This window comes from Brevibacillus nigriterrae (genome assembly GCF_049846925.1).
GTDB lineage: Bacteria > Bacillota > Bacilli > Brevibacillales > Brevibacillaceae > Brevibacillus_H.
Map to the genome: position 1 here is coordinate 128739 of NZ_JBNCMT010000004.1, position 18056 is coordinate 146794.

Annotated in this window: 18 protein-coding genes; 5 read left to right on the forward strand and 13 right to left on the reverse strand. The window is 43.8% G+C overall.

The features are described 5' to 3' along the window. Window positions 1–130 precede the first annotated feature (130 nt). The 9 genes from ACPW7N_RS04565 to ACPW7N_RS04605 all read right to left on the reverse strand — a co-directional run bounded on the left by ACPW7N_RS04565 (window position 131) and on the right by ACPW7N_RS04605 (window position 8544). The gene (locus ACPW7N_RS04565; RefSeq protein ID WP_425649836.1) at window positions 131–2113 is read right to left on the reverse strand and encodes a WG repeat-containing protein; all 1983 of its coding nucleotides are present in this window, start codon (window positions 2111–2113) and stop codon (window positions 131–133) included. A 137-nt stretch (window positions 2114–2250) separates the two neighbouring features. Further along, complete coding sequence (locus ACPW7N_RS04570) at window positions 2251–2754, reverse strand: TlpA family protein disulfide reductase (RefSeq protein WP_425649837.1); 504 nt, start codon at window positions 2752–2754, stop codon at window positions 2251–2253. A gap of 14 nt (window positions 2755–2768) precedes the next feature. Then, the gene (locus ACPW7N_RS04575) at window positions 2769–2897 is read right to left on the reverse strand and encodes a CcmD family protein (protein WP_425649838.1); all 129 of its coding nucleotides are present in this window, start codon (window positions 2895–2897) and stop codon (window positions 2769–2771) included. 16 nt (window positions 2898–2913) lie between these two features. Next, window positions 2914–3627 carry a cytochrome c biogenesis protein gene (locus ACPW7N_RS04580; RefSeq protein ID WP_425649839.1) on the reverse strand — a complete coding sequence of 238 codons (714 nt, stop codon included), beginning with the start codon at window positions 3625–3627 and terminating at the stop codon, window positions 2914–2916. Window positions 3628–3629: 2 nt separating this feature from the next. Continuing rightward, window positions 3630–4310, reverse strand: coding sequence for a heme exporter protein CcmB (locus ACPW7N_RS04585; protein WP_425649840.1), 681 nt, complete (start codon window positions 4308–4310; stop codon window positions 3630–3632). Continuing rightward, window positions 4307–5011 (reverse strand): heme ABC exporter ATP-binding protein CcmA, encoded by a 705-nt coding sequence (ccmA, locus tag ACPW7N_RS04590; RefSeq protein ID WP_425649841.1) that lies wholly within the window; start codon window positions 5009–5011, stop codon window positions 4307–4309. Before ccmA ends, ACPW7N_RS04585 begins: the two co-directional genes overlap by 4 nt. Window positions 5012–5028: 17 nt before the next feature. After that, the gene (locus ACPW7N_RS04595) at window positions 5029–5979 is read right to left on the reverse strand and encodes a hypothetical protein (RefSeq protein WP_425649842.1); all 951 of its coding nucleotides are present in this window, start codon (window positions 5977–5979) and stop codon (window positions 5029–5031) included. Then, on the reverse strand, window positions 5976–8048 hold the full coding sequence (locus ACPW7N_RS04600) for a heme lyase CcmF/NrfE family subunit (protein WP_425649843.1): 2073 nt from the start codon (window positions 8046–8048) through the stop codon (window positions 5976–5978). The genes ACPW7N_RS04595 and ACPW7N_RS04600 overlap by 4 nt, the downstream gene beginning before the upstream one ends. A gap of 25 nt (window positions 8049–8073) precedes the next feature. Then, window positions 8074–8544 (reverse strand): cytochrome c maturation protein CcmE, encoded by a 471-nt coding sequence (locus ACPW7N_RS04605; RefSeq protein WP_425649844.1) that lies wholly within the window; start codon window positions 8542–8544, stop codon window positions 8074–8076. A 229-nt stretch (window positions 8545–8773) separates the two neighbouring features. On the opposite strand from ACPW7N_RS04605, the gene ACPW7N_RS04610 reads away from it, so the two are divergent. The 5 genes from ACPW7N_RS04610 (at window position 8774) to ACPW7N_RS04630 (ending at window position 13055) form a co-directional block, all read left to right on the forward strand. After that, on the forward strand, window positions 8774–9262 hold the full coding sequence (locus ACPW7N_RS04610) for a cytochrome c3 family protein (protein ID WP_425649845.1): 489 nt from the start codon (window positions 8774–8776) through the stop codon (window positions 9260–9262). A gap of 39 nt (window positions 9263–9301) precedes the next feature. Further along, window positions 9302–10591 (forward strand): ammonia-forming cytochrome c nitrite reductase subunit c552, encoded by a 1290-nt coding sequence (locus ACPW7N_RS04615; RefSeq protein ID WP_425649846.1) that lies wholly within the window; start codon window positions 9302–9304, stop codon window positions 10589–10591. A gap of 157 nt (window positions 10592–10748) precedes the next feature. Beyond that, window positions 10749–11627: an MBL fold metallo-hydrolase gene (locus ACPW7N_RS04620; protein ID WP_425649847.1), complete on the forward strand. Its 879-nt coding sequence runs from the start codon at window positions 10749–10751 to the stop codon at window positions 11625–11627. 157 nt (window positions 11628–11784) lie between these two features. Continuing rightward, window positions 11785–12348 carry a hypothetical protein gene (locus ACPW7N_RS04625; RefSeq protein ID WP_425649848.1) on the forward strand — a complete coding sequence of 188 codons (564 nt, stop codon included), beginning with the start codon at window positions 11785–11787 and terminating at the stop codon, window positions 12346–12348. Window positions 12349–12428: 80 nt separating this feature from the next. Beyond that, window positions 12429–13055, forward strand: coding sequence for a trimeric intracellular cation channel family protein (locus ACPW7N_RS04630; RefSeq protein ID WP_425649849.1), 627 nt, complete (start codon window positions 12429–12431; stop codon window positions 13053–13055). Between the two features lie 64 nt (window positions 13056–13119). Here the strand turns inward: ACPW7N_RS04630 and ACPW7N_RS04635 are convergent, their stop codons facing one another. The 4 genes from ACPW7N_RS04635 to ACPW7N_RS04650 all read right to left on the reverse strand — a co-directional run bounded on the left by ACPW7N_RS04635 (window position 13120) and on the right by ACPW7N_RS04650 (window position 18039). Next, the gene (locus ACPW7N_RS04635) at window positions 13120–14673 is read right to left on the reverse strand and encodes a stalk domain-containing protein (protein ID WP_425649850.1); all 1554 of its coding nucleotides are present in this window, start codon (window positions 14671–14673) and stop codon (window positions 13120–13122) included. Between the two features lie 223 nt (window positions 14674–14896). Further along, window positions 14897–15412, reverse strand: a complete 516-nt coding sequence (locus ACPW7N_RS04640; protein WP_425649851.1) for a MarR family winged helix-turn-helix transcriptional regulator — start codon at window positions 15410–15412, stop codon at window positions 14897–14899. Between the two features lie 93 nt (window positions 15413–15505). Continuing rightward, the gene (locus ACPW7N_RS04645; protein ID WP_425649852.1) at window positions 15506–16147 is read right to left on the reverse strand and encodes a DsbA family protein; all 642 of its coding nucleotides are present in this window, start codon (window positions 16145–16147) and stop codon (window positions 15506–15508) included. A 182-nt stretch (window positions 16148–16329) separates the two neighbouring features. Further along, complete coding sequence (locus ACPW7N_RS04650; protein WP_425649853.1) at window positions 16330–18039, reverse strand: methyl-accepting chemotaxis protein; 1710 nt, start codon at window positions 18037–18039, stop codon at window positions 16330–16332. Between the last annotated feature and the right edge of the window lie 17 nt (window positions 18040–18056).

The window sequence follows — 18056 nt, forward strand, 5'->3', positions numbered from 1 at the left end:
ATATCGCTCCTTTATCTGTAAAAAACTGTTTTTATCTCTAATGTTACTAAATCATACAACATCACTATGAACTCAATATGAACTAGCCAAAGCTTATGAAAAAAAAAGAGTCTGGATTGTTCATCCAAACTCAGTGAAATGACTTCCAAAACGCTCCATTCACATTGATAATATTCATGATCTGTGCAAATGGGATTCGGAAGGTAGGGAAGCCTGCAGCATAAGGAGCAATTTCGTAAGGGGAGAAGTAGATGTACAACGCATCTTCTTTTACGTAAAATGGTTGATCCGGTTGAATTCCCTTGTAGCTGTCAGGAAACACATAGGAGTATTGTGGGTCGGTTTTGATCTGTTGCCCGATGATATCGCTCAATACCTGGACATAGTTGCTGTTCGGCCTGAACAAATCCTTCAACTGAAAAAATCTTCCGCCCTGCAAGTCAATGATGGCGTACACCATCGTCGGCATGCCATGTGCTGCGCCAAAGGGGAAATTGTAGCCTGTAAGCTGTAATTCGAGCAGGTGTTCTTTAAAGAATTCTACTGAAAAATCCCCTGAGTAACTGTAATCCAGTTGAGCATTGCTGTCGATTTTCTTGATCTGTGACATCTCTCTTAGCTGTCGATTTACTTTATCCTGTGCTGTCTGGATACTCATTCCTTCAACTTGAGGGTAGTAGACAAAATAATCCTGATTGGGATTGTACTTCTTCTCGATGACCCGATAGGGCTTCTGCAAGGGGATTACAGTGTTTTGCTGATATACGATCCGACCATTCCGATCGTAGTAGGTCACTCGCTGATCAATGTCTGTCTTTATCAGTTTTCCCTCCAGCGTTGCTGTTCCCATTCCTTGAAACGTAGGCAGGGTATCTGTCTTTTTCCCGCTACGATCAATAAAAAACGTAGTTTGGTTCGCACTTGCTGAAGCATAGCCATCCTGATAACTCATTACATTTTGATAGATAAAATCAGTCAAAAAGCGTCCTTGTGTATCTGCAACGGCATAGATAGAACCGAGGTACGGCTGCTTACTATCTTTTGCCCTGCCTACTGCGACCCGTTCCTCTCCAAGCATTTGAATATCGTTATACTCTGGCTTGATCAAATAAGTACCTTGCTTATCAATCAGTCCAAATTTGTTTACCGTGAAATCGGTTGAAGCATTTACGATCGCTCTGCCATTCTCAAAGGGAAGTGCCATTGAATATTTGGGCGGGACCACTACTTTTCCTTCTGTGTCCACATATCCATACAGCTCACTGTTGATCGGCCTGAAAGCCATTAGCCCCTCACTGGGAGAGTTTAGTGACGCATACGGGAACGTCCGGAGCCTGGTTCCATTGCGATCAATCAGGGCATACTCGTTTGCCTTGAGTTGAACCACGGCTTGACCTTCAGAAAAGTCATTCGCTGCTTCAAATTGAAGGGGAATCACTTCCTTCCCTTCCCCATCAAGATAGCCGTACAGGTATTTCCCTTGAGGCGTATTATTTGCTGCCACTGCTCTTCCATCCTGATAAATTCCGATGTAGCTGTATGGTTTCTGTGTCAGTATGGTTCCTTTCTCATCGATCATCCAGAACCCCTTGTCGTCAATTGCTCCTGCTCGCCCGTCCGAAAATTGGGTGATTGATTCGTATTTTGGCAAAATCACAAATTGCCCTGCACGATTGATTACCCCGCTGCGGTCTTTCACCTGGACAATAGCCAGACCGTTATCCTGAAAATCATTTGCCGATGTAAAGCGAGCAGGGATCACAAACTGACCACTTTCGTTGATATATCCCCAAAAGGTTCCCTCTTTCGTTTTCACAGAGGCAGGGTACAGGTTTACTGTTCTTTTCCTCAACTGATACCTGACTTGCTGAATCCAGTTATCATTTCGTTTGGCATTCACAACGATTTTCCAGCCGCTCGGACTGTTTTTTAGCAGAAGCAGGTAATTCTCGCCCTGCCATTCGTAATAACCAACGATTTCTGGAACACCATCACCGTCTACATCCGTCGCATACACGTACTTGCTCCCGTCGTCTCCCCCTGAGGCAAGCAATTCCGCTCCTACAGGCAAAAACATATATACCTTGCTGACAATACTCTGTTCATCCCACATTGCGTTACTCCCCTGATGTTTTATATGAAAAGTGATGGTATATCTTACGTAGGCAAATGCCGGATGGTGTGTAAATAAAAAAACAGCCCTCTCAGCAGGATGCTGAAACAACTGTTTTCTGTACGATCAAGACCGTTTTATTTATATTGTTCCACTTTCTCTTGCAGGACTTTGCTGGTTGTTGGCCCGATAATATGATCCCGAATGACGCCGTCCTTGTCGATAATGAAAGTTTCTGGCTGTCCATTCACCTGATATCGCTTGGATACTTTAAAATCAGGGTCAAACAGATAGGTAGAAGTGGTATTGAATTTCTTCTGGAAAGCGATTACCTGCTCCTTGGTTTCCCCACGGTTGATCAAGAGCAATGTGGCTTTTTTGGATTTCTCGAATCTTTCCAGTTCCGGCGTTTCCTCGATACACGGTTCACACCAGGTCGTAAAAAAGTTCAGTACTACTACTTTTCCTTTATAGTCGGTCAACGACTGCTTCTGGCCGTTCAAATCTTCTAATTCAAAAACAAAGCCTTTTTCTCCTGGAACTGCTCTCGTCATACTTTCTCTCGTACTGAATGCTACTAGGACGGCAATACCGATAGCGATGAACAGCAGAAGCGGCTTTACAAAGTTACGAGTAGTCATTGGCTATTCCCCCGCTATTGTTTGTTCCACTCTTCAAGCATGTCAATCTGCTTTTGCAAATCTCGTTGACGCTTTCCTAGTGTCAAAATATATCCTCCGAGCAACAACCAAATGATTGTATAAGCAGCAAATAAGTAGCCCATATATTTCTCCCCCTCTTTACGAGATAAGTCTTTCTTGAGATTCTTCTTTGGACTTGGCCAGTTGCAATCTCATTTTTTCGATGGCGATTCCTTTGTTCATCAAGACAACATAGACAACGGTGAGTGTGCACAGACAGAACATGAGCGTGAACAGCATTTCCGGTTCAACCCCGCCACCAGACTGATTCACACCTTCACCAAACACCACTGGGTGGAATTTGGTCTGCCACCAACGAATGGACATATAAACAATCGGTACATCAATGAATCCGACAATCCCAAACACCGAAGCGAGACGGGCTTTTTTCTCCCAGGTTCCATCCATCTTGCGAATCATCACATAGGCGATATAGATAAACCAGAGGATCAAGGTTGTTGTAAGGCGTGGCTCCCAAGACCACCAGGTATTCCAAGCAGAGCGTCCCCAGATCGGTCCGGTAATTAATACAATAGTTGTAAACAGAACCCCAAGCTCAGCAGATATCCCTGCGATAATGTCATATTTGCGGTTACGAGTTTTCAAAAACAGGATACTGCACACGCAGACCACAAAAAATGCGAGGAACGCATTCCAGGCTGATCCGACGTGAAAGTAAAAGATCTTTTGTACTGGACCCATCGTCTTCTCTACGGGAGACCAGATGAACACCAGGTACATGGCCATGACCACGAGCGGTATCGATAATATCGTTAGAATTTGGGTAAGCCCAAACCGCGAATTAGATTGCATGGTTATACCTCCAGGATGTATTCGAATAATAGAAAGCAAGCCGTAAAAATAATGACATCGTATGCACCGATCAACTGCATCCACGACCAGATGCCGGCTGTACCTTCCGTAGAAGTCAATAAAATCTTGGTAGCCTGTACGGCAGCCAGCAGCACCGGACTTGCCACAGGAAACAACAGGATCGGCAACAGCATTTCACTGCTTCGTGAATGGGAAGAGAGCGCCGCAAGAAATGTTCCGATACTGATAAAACCAATACTGCCGAGTAATAAAATCGCTATTAACGCCAGGTAATTTCCTGACCATCGAAAGTCAAACAAGAGAAAAACCAATGGAACGGCAACCAGTTCAATAATGATCAGGTTGACCAGATTCGCCAACACCTTGCCAACATAAATGCTGGAAGGATCAACAGGAGCCATGATAAGCGCCTGTAAGTTATCATTTTTCATCTCTGATAAAAAAGAACGATTGAGTCCGAGGATGCCTGAAAAGACGATCAGCACCCAAATGATCCCGGGTATTACATTTTTCACGACCATGTTCGTCGGGTCAAAAGCAAAACTGAATACTACGATGACTAGTCCTGAGAAGATTAACATCGTAGAGACGACCTGTCGTGTTTTCCATTCGGTATATAAATCCTTTTGGGCAATGGTTAGTGCAGCCTGCCAGAGATTCATAGATTCAATGCCACCTGTTTTTCGTATTTTTGGGTCAAGGTACCGATATCCTGCTCTTCAAGTGGGAAGTCGTCACTAATTGTCCCTTTACTGATAATCAGTATGCGATTGCAAAGCGATGCAGCCTGTTGAAAGTCATGCGTTACCATCACACATGTTGTCCCTTCCCCTTTAAGCCGCTGGATGACCTTGTTCAGTGTCAGAACCGCTTGTTGATCCAAACCGGTATGCGGTTCATCCAGCAGGAGAATCTCTGGCGAAGGAAGCAGTGCTCTCGCAATGGACGTCCTTTGCAGCATTCCCCGGGAAAAGGAGCGAACTGGTTCATGTATGAACTTTCGCATCCCAACTTCATCGAGCAGTCGCTTGGCTTTCGCTTCACAGTCCTTCACGCCGTACAGCTTCCCGTGAAACATCAGGTTTTCCATCGGTGAGAAGTGGTCATAGAGCATACTGCTGTGAGATACAAAGCCAATTTTCTTTTTTAGTTCATTGGCATGCTGTTTCGTGTCATACCCCATCAGCGAAATTTCTCCTGATGTCGGTTTGGTGAGCAGGGCAAGCATGCGGAGCAGTGTGCTTTTTCCCGCCCCGTTTGATCCGAGGACAGCAATAGACTCACCACTCTTGATCTCAAAAGTGACACCCCGCAAGATCACTTTGTCTCCTGCTGTTTTGGTAAGTGATTGTACCTGAATCATAATTTGTGGCTCCCCATTTACTGAGTATTGGATTGCTCCTTCAGGCGAAGTTTTACCTGTACGAGAAGATCTTTGTATGCCCCTTGTTTCTTGGCAAACTCTTCATCGGAAATTTTCTGTTCTTTATGTGATTGCTCCAGTTCAACCAGCTTATCCATTAAAACGGTTTGCTTGGCCAGCAGTTGTTCCACTGTTTCAATCGTTTCGTTCTCTCTTGCTGCTCCCATCCGTTTCTTTTGCCAGCGAGAGAAGCCATACAACAAGCCAATCACCAGCAATGCCGCTACAATGGCAATAAAGATGCGTGGTTCAATCGTACGAAGCGGTGTTTGGTTATAGAATTGGAGCCAAGCTGACTGCTCGGTAGGAGTTTGAATTTTGCCTCCTCCTTCAGCCGCCTCTGTGTTTGCTGCCGCTTGATAGGATAATAGAAGCTCCTGGCCTGCTTTTACGCCTTTAATTGTATATCCTGTATAGTTTTGATTATTGAAAGAGTAACTGTTTTTATCAGCCTTGAAGTTTTCAAGGTTAATGTCCCCGCGCCCATCAGGAATCATGATGTGAACTTCGCCTGCTGGATAGTCAAACGTCATCGGAATCTTACCTGATACGCCCCCGTCCAGTTTAAACGAATAGGGAAGATCAACCATTTGACCTGCTGAAAGCGTTTGGGTGGAATAGATCAATTCTTTATCGACTTTCACGGTTGTATCCTTCTCATTGAACATCATAACATCCTTGGCGCCCTTCGGAAGCTGAATCTTGATTACCTTTCCGTCTGCGCTGCCGGTATAGATCTCTTTGCTTGTATTTCGGAAACTAACCATATTAACAACTTCGACCCCACCCTTCATCGGTCGAATAATGGAATAGTACATTTCTGACTGAATCGCCTCTTCAGCAGCAGCTGCCATCCAGGATGGCAACAACAGCATGACTGTCAGAACACAAAACAATATTCGTCTCACTTAGGATCTACCTCCGATGAGTTGAGCTTTTTCTTTAGTTCCAGCTCAATTTCCCTCTCAATTTGTTTTACCAGATCATCATTCGAATCGCTTGCAAGTGAATCACGTTTCGCAGGCGGTTCCGCTTGTACCGATCTGCTCCTCGTTGATAGTGCAAAGAGAGTACCTAAGGTAACGATAATTCCGCCAATCCAGATCCAGTTGATCAGCGGATTTACTTTCACAGTAAAAGTAGCTCTGCCGTCCGGTTCCCATGCGCTGAGAACCACGTACAAGTCTTCCCCCCAGGAACTAAGCAAGGCAACCTCAGTGGAAGGCTGTTCCCACGTTGTATAGAAAATGACTTCCGGTCGAACAGTAGCAATCCGTTTGCCGTTCTGCTCAACAGCAACATCCGCAAAAACGACATCCTTGCTTCCTACCGGTTTTTCCTTCAAATTCTCGTACGTAAGCTTGTAATCTTTAATCGTGATCGAGTCACCGATATTGATGGTCTGCATCACTTGTTGAGTAAAGTTGTGAGAACCAATAATGCCTAGCGCCATGACCGCAATACCCAAATGGACAAAATAGCCTCCGTAACGACGACGGTTCTTGCCAATGATACCGCCAAGCGCTCTCGCAATCGTTTCGCCTGTTGATTTCTGTCTTGCTTTTGCGTCGCTTACAAACGCTACGAAATGGTTGGCAATCATAAACAGCACAATGATTGTGGCAAATAACGGATACAGCTGGCGAATTCCGTACACATAAAGCGAAGCGCCAATGACCAGACTCAGAATGGAGGTAATAATTAACTTCGTCCGCAATTCGCTAAACCCGGCGCTGTTCCACGCCAGCAGCGGACAGATTGCCATCAGGAACATAAGCCCGACCAGAATCGGTGCTTCTACTGTATTGAAGAACGAGATATCAAGGGCAATTTTATTGCCTGTCAAAAATTCAGAAGTAAGCGGGAATACTGTACCCCACAGGACGGCAATCGCAGCTCCTACCAACAAGAGGTTATTCACGAGGAAACTGCTTTCCTTGGACACATAAGACTGAAACTGTCCAGAGTTCGCTTGCAATTGTTGATAACGGCTCATCACCGCATAAACGGTGAAGACAATCGTCATTCCCATGAACGCCAGGAAGTAGTTACCCAACGGTGAATTCGGGAATGCGTGTACAGAAGTAAGGGCGCCACTTCGGGCAATGTACGTTCCAAACAAGGTCAACGCATAAGTGAACGTGATAAGACCGATATTCCACACCCGCAGCATATTTTTGCGCTCTTGCACCATGACAGAGTGCAAAAAAGCAGTTGCTGTCAACCACGGCATGAAGGAAGCATTCTCTACGGCATCCCATGCCCAGTAACCGCCCCAGCCCAGCTCCACATATGCCCACTGTCCGCCCAAAACGTTACCTAGCGTCAGGAACAGCCAGGCAGTCAACGTCCATTTACGAGTCAGTTGGATCCAGTCTGAATTCATGTTTCTCATTAACAAGGAACCGACACCAAAAGCAAAAGGAACTGCCATACCTACATAACCGAGATATAACGTAACAGGGTGAATGACCATCCCTGGGTTTTGCAACAATGGATTCAATCCTGAACCGTCAACTGGCACTGTATCCAGAACGACGAAAGGCTTGGTAATAAAGGCAAGCATAAACAAGAAGAAAATGTTGTTTGCATTCATGATTGCCCCGGCATAAGGAACAACGGCATGATTTCTTGTCTTTTTGCTGTAAAAAATGATTGTTGTGTACAGCGTCAGGAGCACCGTCCACAACAGCAATGATCCTGCGTTACCAGCCCATAAGGCAGACAACTTATACATCATCGGCAAATCGAGATTGGTGTATTTGCTGACGTATTCATTTTCAAAATGGCTTGTGCCAAGCAAATACAAGAGAACGCCGGTTGCAACCGCAGTTCCGATGAACATTCCGAAGCCTGCAAGCTTTGCTTGCTTTAAGAATGTTTCACGCTTGGTGAATATTCCAATGATGGAAGCCACGAACGAGTATACCGCCAAGACTAAACCGAAGACGATGGCTCCATGTCCTAATAAGTTCATGTTGTTTCAATCTCCTCTATCCCATTTATTTCGATGGTTGCTCCGATTGTTGTGAGGGCAGCTGTTGTTTCATTTGTTTATGTTTTTCAGGATCGTAGTTTTTCGGATCTTGACCTTCATATTTAGAAGGACAGCGAGTCTTTACGTGTTCGGCTGTGAAAAGACCGTCAGCGGAAATCGTTCCATCGAGCACAACAATAATTTCATCGGTGAAGTTATCTGGCTTCACACCGTTGTGAGTGACATGGAGGATATTGCCTTTCTCATCCTTTACATCGAATTCAAGTTGGATTTTATCGGCATCCCATTGAATTGATTTTTCAATGAGGTTTCCTTGGGTCATAACATATCGATCGTTAAATTGGGAGGGGTTTGCTGCTAGCTCACTGACTGTAACCTCTGAACCACTGGCTCCCGGTGTGGCTGCAATTAATAAAGAGAAGATCGCAATGGCTATAACAATACCGCCAATATACATTTTTTTGTTTTTATTCATCTTTCTTTTCCCCCTCCACGAATTTCCAACTTATTAAGATTGTTAATAATGCTTTACCTCCAACTTACGTGACCATCTGACACTATGATGTGAGGTTGATCACTTTTATTACAATGTTTGAAAAGTTGCCGTAAAGTCTTCAATTACTGTCCACAAACATCTGATGACCCTAACCCTTATAATCATGGTGTGGGGAAATAAACACATTTAAGGAAAAGGAGGGAGAAGCATGATTGGAAAACTTGTCACCGCATTAAAGAATAAGTATCTGATCGCTGGACTGCTCGTGTTTGGACTCGTTTATGTAGCCTATGATCAAGGTATGGCTGCAACCAGTTCCAAGGAGTTTTGTACAAGCTGCCACGTAATGGCTGACGTGGGAGCAACTTTATCAAAATCAACCCACAAAAATCTGTCTTGCGGAGATTGTCACGTTCCAAAAGACACATTGAACAAAGTGGTCTATAAAGCAAAATCAGGTATGTCCCACATCTATCACAACACGTTTGATGACAAACTACCTGCTGACTTTGTAGCAAAAGAATCCTCTCAAAAAGTGATTCAACAGCGTTGTATCGACTGCCATAGCAGCACAATTTCCAAAATGAGTCATGACACTGGCACAAGTTGTATCAGTTGTCACCGAGACTTGCCGCACAACACGGGACGCTTGCAAAAAGAGAAGAAAGCTGAACCAGCTGTAACTTCAAAACAATAAGCGTACTTAATTAGAAAGTTAGAAAGGAATGTGTTCCATATGAAGATGAGGCACAAATGGCTTGCTGTGCTTGCTCTCGTATTCGGTCTTGGCCTTGCGCTAACCGGTTGCGGCGGGGATCAAACAGCATCCGCTCCTCCAATCCAAACAAACATTCCAGATGGCGAACCAGATTCAGAAGTATGGGGTAAAGAATTCCCGCTTCAATATCAAAGCTATATGGAAAATAACGATGATAAAATCGAAACCAAATTCGCTGGATCCAAACCAGTACCAAAAGTTGACCAACAACCTCTTCTGAACGAATTATTCAAAGGCATGGCATTCGCGAAAGAATATAACGAAGATCGCGGTCACACATTTGCGATTGAAGACGTAACTCACATCAAACGTATCGATGAGAAATCCCCGTCTTCTTGCTGGAACTGTAAGTCTCCTGACGTTCCTTTGCTCGTTGAAAAAGAAGGCGTTGCGTTCTTTAAAGTTCCTTTCAGCAAACGTAAAGACCAAATCACCCACTCCATCGGTTGTGCAAACTGCCACGATGCGAAAACGCTTGAATTAAAAGTAACAAACAAAAACTTCATCGATTCTGCAGCACGTTTGAACATCGATTTGAAACACGCTACAAAACAGGAAATGCGCACGTACGTATGTGCACAGTGTCACAACGAGTACTACTTCAAACCTGATACCAAAGAAGTTGTTAACCCTTGGGATAAAGGTAAAAACCCTGAAGAAATCGTATCTTACTACAACGAAAAAGGCTTCAAAGACTGGGTGCATCCAGATTCCAAAACTCCTATGATTAAAGCACAGCATCCTGATTACGAAATGTTCTCTTCTGGTATGCACGGACAAAACGGCGTAAGCTGCGCAGATTGTCACATGCCTTACCAACGTGATGGCGACAAGAAGAAATTCTCTTCCCACCACTGGCAAAGCCCGATCAAAACACCTGAAACAATTGAGGCATCTTGCCGCACTTGTCACCGTGAAAAATCAACTGATGAGTTGAAAGATCGCGTATTGTACACACAAGTAAAAACATATGACATGCTTTTGAAAGCACAACAAGCGACTCACGATGCTCACCAAGCAGTGAAAAAAGCGCTTGAAAACCCTGCACATAACAAAGACATGATCAAAAAAGCACAAGACTTGATTCGTAAAGCTCAATTCGAGTGGGATTTCGTATCTGCTGAAAGCAGCATGGGCTTCCACAACCCACAATTAGCTCTTGAATCTCTTGGCAAATCCATTGACGATGCTCGTCAAGCTCAACTTCTTGCAGTTCAAGCAATCAGCGCTCCAGTAGCTATGAAGTAAAGAAAAAACCACGCTTCATTAGCGAGGTATAGGGAGTAAATCAAATTAGCCTGATCACACCATGGATCAGGCTTTTTCTTTTTGTCTGTGAAAACGGCTAAGACCATTTTGTGGTATAGTTATGGAAATCATTTGCATTTCAAGGAGGTTTCTATATATGAACGTCGCACAATTGCAGCGCTTAACTGATCACATACTCTATTTACCTGCCAATAACGAAGTGGATCGCCCCATATTGGGTGCCATTTACGGAAAAAACAGAACCTTGCTCATGGATGCAGGAAACTCGCCAGCGCACGCGTCACTACTGCTCGATCAACTAGCTGCGCTTGATCTGCCCCAACCTGAGGTCCTTGCACTTACTCACTGGCATTGGGACCACGTCTTTGGGATGAACCATATCAACTTGCCGACCATTGCCCACAGAGAAACACACGCTGCTCTCTCACAACTGGTTGGGTTGGAATGGACAGACGAAGCGCTTGACAAGCGAGTACAGGAAGGAACAGAAATCGAGTTTTGTGCCACTTATATCAAAAAAGAATACGAGCCTGCTATTCGCAACCAAATCCATGTCACACTTCCCCACATCCTGTTTGATACCAAGGTAGAAGTGGATCTCGGCGGCATCACCTGTGTGATCGAGCATGTGGGCGGAGATCATGCAGCAGACTCTTCTGTCATTTATGTAAAAGAAGAAAAGACATTATTTTTGGGAGATTGCCTGGGTTCAGAAATCTATTGCAAGGAACGCAACTACGTACCTGAGAATTTCCTCGCTTTGCTTGATAAAATCGAGCGTTATGACGTCGAATGGTATATCGAATCACATTGGAAGCCTCTCTCCAGGCAGCAGTTCCAAAGTGAATTGGCGGAAATGCGAGAAATTGCCCTGCTCACGCTGCGTACCAAAGGTGATCGGGAAGCAATCATGCATGAATTCTCCAAGAAGGTAGCCAGAGAATTAACCAAAGATGATCTTACGGTGATCAGTTACTTTATCGCCGGATTCTGTAAAAAAAGCTTCTTATCGTAGCCCATTCGGAGCGGTAGTCGAATTCTTCTTTAGCGATGCTCCGGAAACTTTAACACTTAAAAGTTGTTAAAATTTCCTACACGAAAAAAGTTAATACATAACCTGTCTAATCCTGACAAAAAGTAAATGGGGTGATAAAAATACGGGAGTGATAAGGTTGAAAAAAATCATGATAACGTTTCTTCTGGCAGTGCTTTGTGTATCCGTTCAGACACCAATTGTCGATGCAACCAGAAAAGATTACGCTTCGCTGAAGATAGACACCTCAGCCGTAAGCAACGAAAAGCAACTGGTTAAACGCTCCCAACTGATTGTGTATGGACGACCGGATACAGCATATGAAGAGTACCCTACCAATACGAAAGTTCCTGGCGGCAAAGTTGTCAATTTCCTTCAAAAGATTCATGTTTTACAAACGATGAAAGGCACCACGCCCCAGTTGATCACATTGCTGACCGAAGGAATCGAACCACTCCCCGATCGTTCAAGCCATCTGAACAAACGGTATCCGGGGCCACTGGCAGAAGGCGAGTATATCTGTTTTCTCCAACGAATTGCAGGCACTGACCTTTATTCTCTAGTGGGAATCTGGCAAGGAGTCTATCCCGTTTTCGACGGAAAGACGATTGCTCTGAAAGAAATGGGATTTGCTTCCTTCAATAACCTGACCATTGATGCAATAAAAAAACAGGTACAAATGCTTGACAAGCCAGGCCGCTAACTACTCTTTTGTGTTGAGAAACATTGAAATTCTGCTATAATCGGAATCAATGTTTTGGATTAGAGAGAGGGTTAACTGCTGTGAGTTGGGAAGTATTTAATATTATTGGAACCATTGCCTTTGCAATCTCTGGTGCCGTTGTTGCCATGGAAGAGGAATATGACATTCTTGGCGTCTATGTGCTGGGACTGGTAACTGCATTTGGCGGTGGGATCATTCGTAACTTATTGATTGGCCTGCCAGTGTCAAGCATCTGGGGGCAAGGTGACTTGCTGAAAATTGCACTTCTGGCCATGACCATCGTGTTTTTGCTGCCGAGCCGCTGGATATTCAGATGGAAACGATGGGAGAATCTCTTTGATGCCATCGGACTCTCTGCCTTTGCGATCCAAGGCGCACTGTACGCCACACAAATGCAGCATCCGCTCAGTGCCGTGATGGTAGCTGCCATGATGACTGGTATTGGTGGCGGAATTATTCGGGACATTCTCGCTGGTCGCAAACCCACTGTACTCCGGGCTGAGATCTATGCCGTCTGGGCCATGCTTGCCGGACTTGTGATTAAGCTTGGCTGGGTAAACAGCGACGTTCCCGTTCAGCTTTACCTCCTGTTTGGCATCATCGTGATCCTGCGGCTTGTCAGTGTGCATTATAACTGGCGACTGCCAAAAAGAACGGTGAACAGATGTGAAGAAAGCCAGTCCTAGCCGGACGTGAAACCAAAAAACTCATGCTTATGACAGCATGAGTTTTTTCGTGTATTTCAACTGATTAATTTCCAATCGCATTCTCGAAGTTAATGATCGCCAAATTGTAATTGTAGACAGCACTTTGATACTGGTTTTCACGGTTGGAAAGCTCTTCTTCAGCCTGAATCGTCTCAAGCATCGTAGACAATCCATTATCAAAACGCAGCTTCACTAGTCGATAATTCTCTTTGGTAGCATCCAGTGCTTTTTTGTTCGCCTCAAGTGCTTCTTTTCCCGTTGTGAGATTCAGATATGCCTGGGTTATCTCAATGGTAATTTCCCGTTTGGTATCTTCCAGATTCAATTTGGACTTCTCTACTTCGTTGATGCTCAACTCTCCCTGATAAGTTGCCAAAGATGAGTATTTATTGATCAGCTCTTTGTTTAACTCAGCCACTTTGATCTCTTCCTGCTTTTGCAGAACTTCGGCACGTTGTGTCAAAGCAAGTTCAACAGCAGATTTACGGTCCAGCTTTTGCGAGTCCGTATTCAATGCATCTTGCGTAATGATCCATTCCTTATCCAGATCAGCACCAATAAAGCTGTTCAGTTTCATCTGGGCAATTTTCCAATTGTTCTCCGCTGCAGCAAATGAAGCATTGGCTCCTGCTACTGCCGCTTGTGCTTGCAAGACGTCCGTTTTCGCTCTGGTTCCCAGCTTGAACGCCAAATCAGCTTGTTTCAACTGTGTTTCGGCACGTGTCATTGATTGCTTTTTCAAGTGCAAATCAGCTTCTGCGTTTAACAAATCATAGTAGGCTTTCTTTACGCCTAAAATAATTTTCTTTTCCGTTGCCTTCACAAAGAGATCGTTGACCTTCTTGGCCATCTCTGCCTTTGCTTTATTGATATACTTTTGCTGTGCCATATCAAGTGAATCAATGAAATCAGTAGGAATATCCTTCACTTTGGAATTCACCAATCGTGAGTTGAGATCAGCAGAGTCTGCATCAATCCGCAGTGCTCGCAGATCGCTGTTGTTCTTCAAAGCAAGCTCGTTTGCCAACGCAATTGAAAGCTTGTCACCAACAGGCTGTTCACTCGTGTCAGGCTTTGTGCTTGTGTCTGGTTTCGTCGTGTCTGGCTGCTGCTCTACTGGTTGTTCAGTCGCTTGGTCACCAGAATTTGCAGTTGCAATCGATACTACTCGCTCCTGCTGGTTCCACTCCACCTTCGCCCCTAGTGATTCACCAATAAAACGCAGCGGCACAAACGTGCGGCCATTCGCAATGAGGGCTGGCGCATCAAGAGTTACTTCCTTGCCTCCTGCATCCGCTTTGGTTTGCTGGATGGTTACGTGAATAACCGAATCACCTTGCGTAATGGTCACCAGTTGCTTCGTCGCATCCCAATCAACCTTCGCACCCAATCCTTCACTGATCAAGCGAATCGGCACCATCGTGCGGCCATTTGTAATAAAAGGCTGTGCATCAGGCGAAGCGATCTCTTTTGCATTAATACTTATGTGAATGGGTTCTGTTGCTGTTTTAGCTTCAATTACCGCCGGAACGGTCGTCAGAATCATTGTTGCAGCTAATAGAGCGGTGATTTTTTTCTTGGATAGTATGGCTAGCATATTGTTATCCCCTCCCAAAAGGTACAAACTTTTTCTCAATCTATTTAATGTTATCTGTCATCATTTCAATCCAATGTAAATGAGTGATTCATATACGAAACTTACAAGTTAGATATACAACAAGTGGGGTTGCAAAATCACTAGGGAATCTCCGGCAAAAGTCATTTTCCTCTTATGATAGAGCACATTAATAAGGTGCCAAACTATTTCACAGAAGAAAAACCTATGGAAGGTCCTTCACTTTTTCCAAGCCCTTTAACGTCTTTTGCAGCAAATCAATCAACGTTTCTCGTTCTTCTAGGGTAAGCTCTGACATGAGCAACTCGGCGTTCTTGAAATGAGTAGGCAAAAACCGCTCGATCAATTCATAGGCAGCATCTGTCAAATGAATGGTAATCATCCTGCGGTCACTGCTATGATGCTTTCGTTCGATCAAACCATCTCTTTCCAGACCGTCGATCAAACCTGTAATTGTGCCTCGGGTAACGCCTGCTTTATCTGCTAATTCTGACGGGGTCAGCCGATCCCCTTTATTCCTGAACAGTAGCAGTAATAATGCGACTTTTCCTTGGGAAATCCCATAGCTTGATAATCGTGATTCCATTTCTGTAAATATATCACGTGATGTTCGCATTAATACCATTAAGGTTTCTACAGCCGATACGTCCGTGCCTGGATAGCGAGTTGCTACTTCGTTAAGTACTTGTCTTGTGGGGAGATCACGCAAAACGAACTTCATTTGAGCACCTCTAAAAAATAGTTTGCCACCAAATAATATACCACCGAATCATTTAGCGTCAAGACCGAAAAAATGTATCTAGCAAATTTTCACCTAATTTGCTGCTTCAATTTTGTCTATGATCTGGACGATCTGTTTATAATCAGAGTACCCTTTCGACAGTAAATAGAAATACGTATCTGATGTTTGTAAGTAGAGTCTTGGAAATGTCTCGGCTTGTAATTGTTTCGCTAAAGCAAAATCATATCGTGCTTGTTGCTGAAAGTAATTCTTGTTCATATTTTCGATGAATAATTCAGGATCTAACTGAAAGTGAGTAGCCAGATTTCGATAAAAACCTTCATCATTAGGATTACGTCCCTCAAGAAACAGATAATTGTGGAGCTTATGAACAAACTCTATTGAAGATACAGAGGTTTTGAACTCGCGAAAAACAGCTAGCGCTCTTGCTGGAATCTCGGAATTCATCACGATTTCTTCGTCTTTGATGCGATCAAAAAACGCTTCGCTAAATGGAACTCCTGTTCGTTCTGAGATTTGTTGATAGCCTACTCTAAGGCTTTCGCTTTTTTCCCAACCACCAATCGATTTCACCTGATCGTCTATAATCATCCCCCCGCTTATCACATCAAACTCGAAAGAATCACGATAGTTCTCATAAAGCTGATGTACGACTGGTGTAAAAGCATAGCACCAAGGGCAATAAGCGTCGTAAATATAAATCAATTTTTTCATTGTTCTTTTCCATCTCCGTGTTCGATTCTATTTTTTAAATCTGTGACTGCATCGATTTTCAACCTGATATTAACTTTAAACCATCACATCATGTGAGGCTCAAGTATTTTATATACTAACATGGCTTCAAAAATAATAAAGGCAGAGACCATTGTCAGCCCCTGCCCTAGCGATTCAAAGCACTACACTTTAAATCGGGAAATCAGTATCTGCATTTCTTCAGCCATCTTGGATAATGCTTGGGATGATGAAGTGATTTCTTCCATGATAGCCAATTGCTCTTCTGTCGCTGCTGACGCCTGCTGTGTACCAGCTGCATTGGAAACAGCCACTTCTGCGATACCTGTAATCATATTCGTCAGACGTGTGCTAGTAACCATTTCTGAAGATGACACGGAAACATACTGAATTTGTTCTGCTACTTCGCTTACTGAGCTTTCGATTCGCTTGAAGGATTCACCGGCTACATTAACTACTCTTGCACCTTCCCCTACTTCTTCCATCCCTGTCTCCATTGTGTAAACTGCATTTTGAATGTCGGCCTGGATAATCTGAATATACTCACCGATCTTGCCTGCTGATGCAGTCGATTGCTCTGCCAGCTTGCGAACTTCGTCTGCTACGACGGCAAATCCTCGTCCATGCTCACCCGCACGTGCCGATTCAATTGCGGCATTCAGCGCAAGCAAGTTGGTCTGCCCTGCAATGTCTCTGATTACCTCGACAATACTGCCAATGTGTTGTGACCGCTCTCCCAGTCCTTTGATTACATTAGCAAGACTGGTCATGGTTTGGATAATAGAATTCATTTGCTCAATGGTAGTTTGTATCGAACGATTCCCCTCAGTTGCGGTAAAAGCAGCATCTTGTGCTTGTCGATTCACATTCTCTGCATTTTTGGCAATGTTCTCTATGATCGTATTGATCTCTTGCAGCACGTTGCGACCGGATTCGATGCTTTGCACCTGATTATCTGTACCAACTGCAATACTTGCAATCGTCGTAGCAATTTCTTCACTAGCACGGGACGTTTGTTCTGCACTTGCCGACAATTGTTCTGAATTGGCTGAGAGACTGAGCGATTTTTCTTTTACCTGTTCAACAAGCGTACGCAATCCGTCTACCATTCCGTTAAAAGTATGATTCAATTGCCCAATCTCATCCTTGAAATGATAGTCCCCAGTAACCGACAAGTCTCCTTGTTCTACCTTTGCCATCAACTCTCGCAATTTACGAATTGGATTTGCGATAACCTGGCTAATGATCATACCAAAAAACATGCTTAACAAAACTACTAACAAAGTAAGCACGATGGAAATGTTTAGTGTCCGATCTAGTTCTTGTTTACTGTGGTTACTTAATTCATCTGCAATTTCAGAATTGATTCGGATAAGTTCATCAAGCGTGCTTCTTAATTCTTCACGCGGTTTTTTTACTTTATCCAAATAATAAGAATATGCTTCGGCATTTTTGTTCTCTCCTACAAGCCCGATTACTTTCTTTTGCTCATCGAGAACTGTTTTGGCAATCTCCTTCGTCCGATCCATTAATTCTCTTTCTTTCGGTACCATGTACGTTTTGTCATAGAGTGCCAAATATTCGTTGTTTTTTGCAGCTCCATCCTCTATGTATTGCGTTAACTTTTCTTTGAAACTCATATCTGTAGTAATCATCATTTCTAATGAGTAAGCATCATTTCTAGCAATTTGGGTACGCACTTCACTTAACCACTCAATTGGCAATGTACGGTCGCTGTACATCTCATCAGCGTTGGCGGCCAATATGTTCATACTATAAAAACCGTAAGAACTTACTCCAATCAGCAAAAAAACATTAAATACAATTAATGTAATAATTTTTTTCCTAATAGAACGGTTGCGTAACCAAGTCATTTCTCCCATCCTTCCTT

Excerpts from the sequence above, each read along its gene's own strand:
- ACPW7N_RS04565 (WP_425649836.1), bottom strand. The coding sequence starts at position 2,113 with ATGTGGGATGAACAGAGTATTGTCAGCAAGGTATATATGTTTTTGCCT.
- ACPW7N_RS04570 (WP_425649837.1), bottom strand. The coding sequence starts at position 2,754 with ATGACTACTCGTAACTTTGTAAAGCCGCTTCTGCTGTTCATCGCTATC.
- ACPW7N_RS04575 (WP_425649838.1), bottom strand. The coding sequence starts at position 2,897 with ATGGGCTACTTATTTGCTGCTTATACAATCATTTGGTTGTTGCTCGGA.
- ACPW7N_RS04580 (WP_425649839.1), bottom strand. The coding sequence starts at position 3,627 with ATGCAATCTAATTCGCGGTTTGGGCTTACCCAAATTCTAACGATATTA.
- ACPW7N_RS04585 (WP_425649840.1), bottom strand. The coding sequence starts at position 4,310 with ATGAATCTCTGGCAGGCTGCACTAACCATTGCCCAAAAGGATTTATAT.
- ccmA (WP_425649841.1), bottom strand. The coding sequence starts at position 5,011 with ATGATTCAGGTACAATCACTTACCAAAACAGCAGGAGACAAAGTGATC.
- ACPW7N_RS04600 (WP_425649843.1), bottom strand. The coding sequence starts at position 8,048 with ATGAACTTATTAGGACATGGAGCCATCGTCTTCGGTTTAGTCTTGGCG.
- ACPW7N_RS04605 (WP_425649844.1), bottom strand. The coding sequence starts at position 8,544 with ATGAATAAAAACAAAAAAATGTATATTGGCGGTATTGTTATAGCCATT.
- ACPW7N_RS04610 (WP_425649845.1), top strand. The coding sequence starts at position 8,774 with ATGATTGGAAAACTTGTCACCGCATTAAAGAATAAGTATCTGATCGCT.
- ACPW7N_RS04615 (WP_425649846.1), top strand. The coding sequence starts at position 9,302 with ATGAAGATGAGGCACAAATGGCTTGCTGTGCTTGCTCTCGTATTCGGT.
- ACPW7N_RS04620 (WP_425649847.1), top strand. The coding sequence starts at position 10,749 with ATGAACGTCGCACAATTGCAGCGCTTAACTGATCACATACTCTATTTA.
- ACPW7N_RS04635 (WP_425649850.1), bottom strand. The coding sequence starts at position 14,673 with ATGCTAGCCATACTATCCAAGAAAAAAATCACCGCTCTATTAGCTGCA.
- ACPW7N_RS04640 (WP_425649851.1), bottom strand. The coding sequence starts at position 15,412 with ATGAAGTTCGTTTTGCGTGATCTCCCCACAAGACAAGTACTTAACGAA.
- ACPW7N_RS04645 (WP_425649852.1), bottom strand. The coding sequence starts at position 16,147 with ATGAAAAAATTGATTTATATTTACGACGCTTATTGCCCTTGGTGCTAT.
- ACPW7N_RS04650 (WP_425649853.1), bottom strand. The coding sequence starts at position 18,039 with ATGACTTGGTTACGCAACCGTTCTATTAGGAAAAAAATTATTACATTA.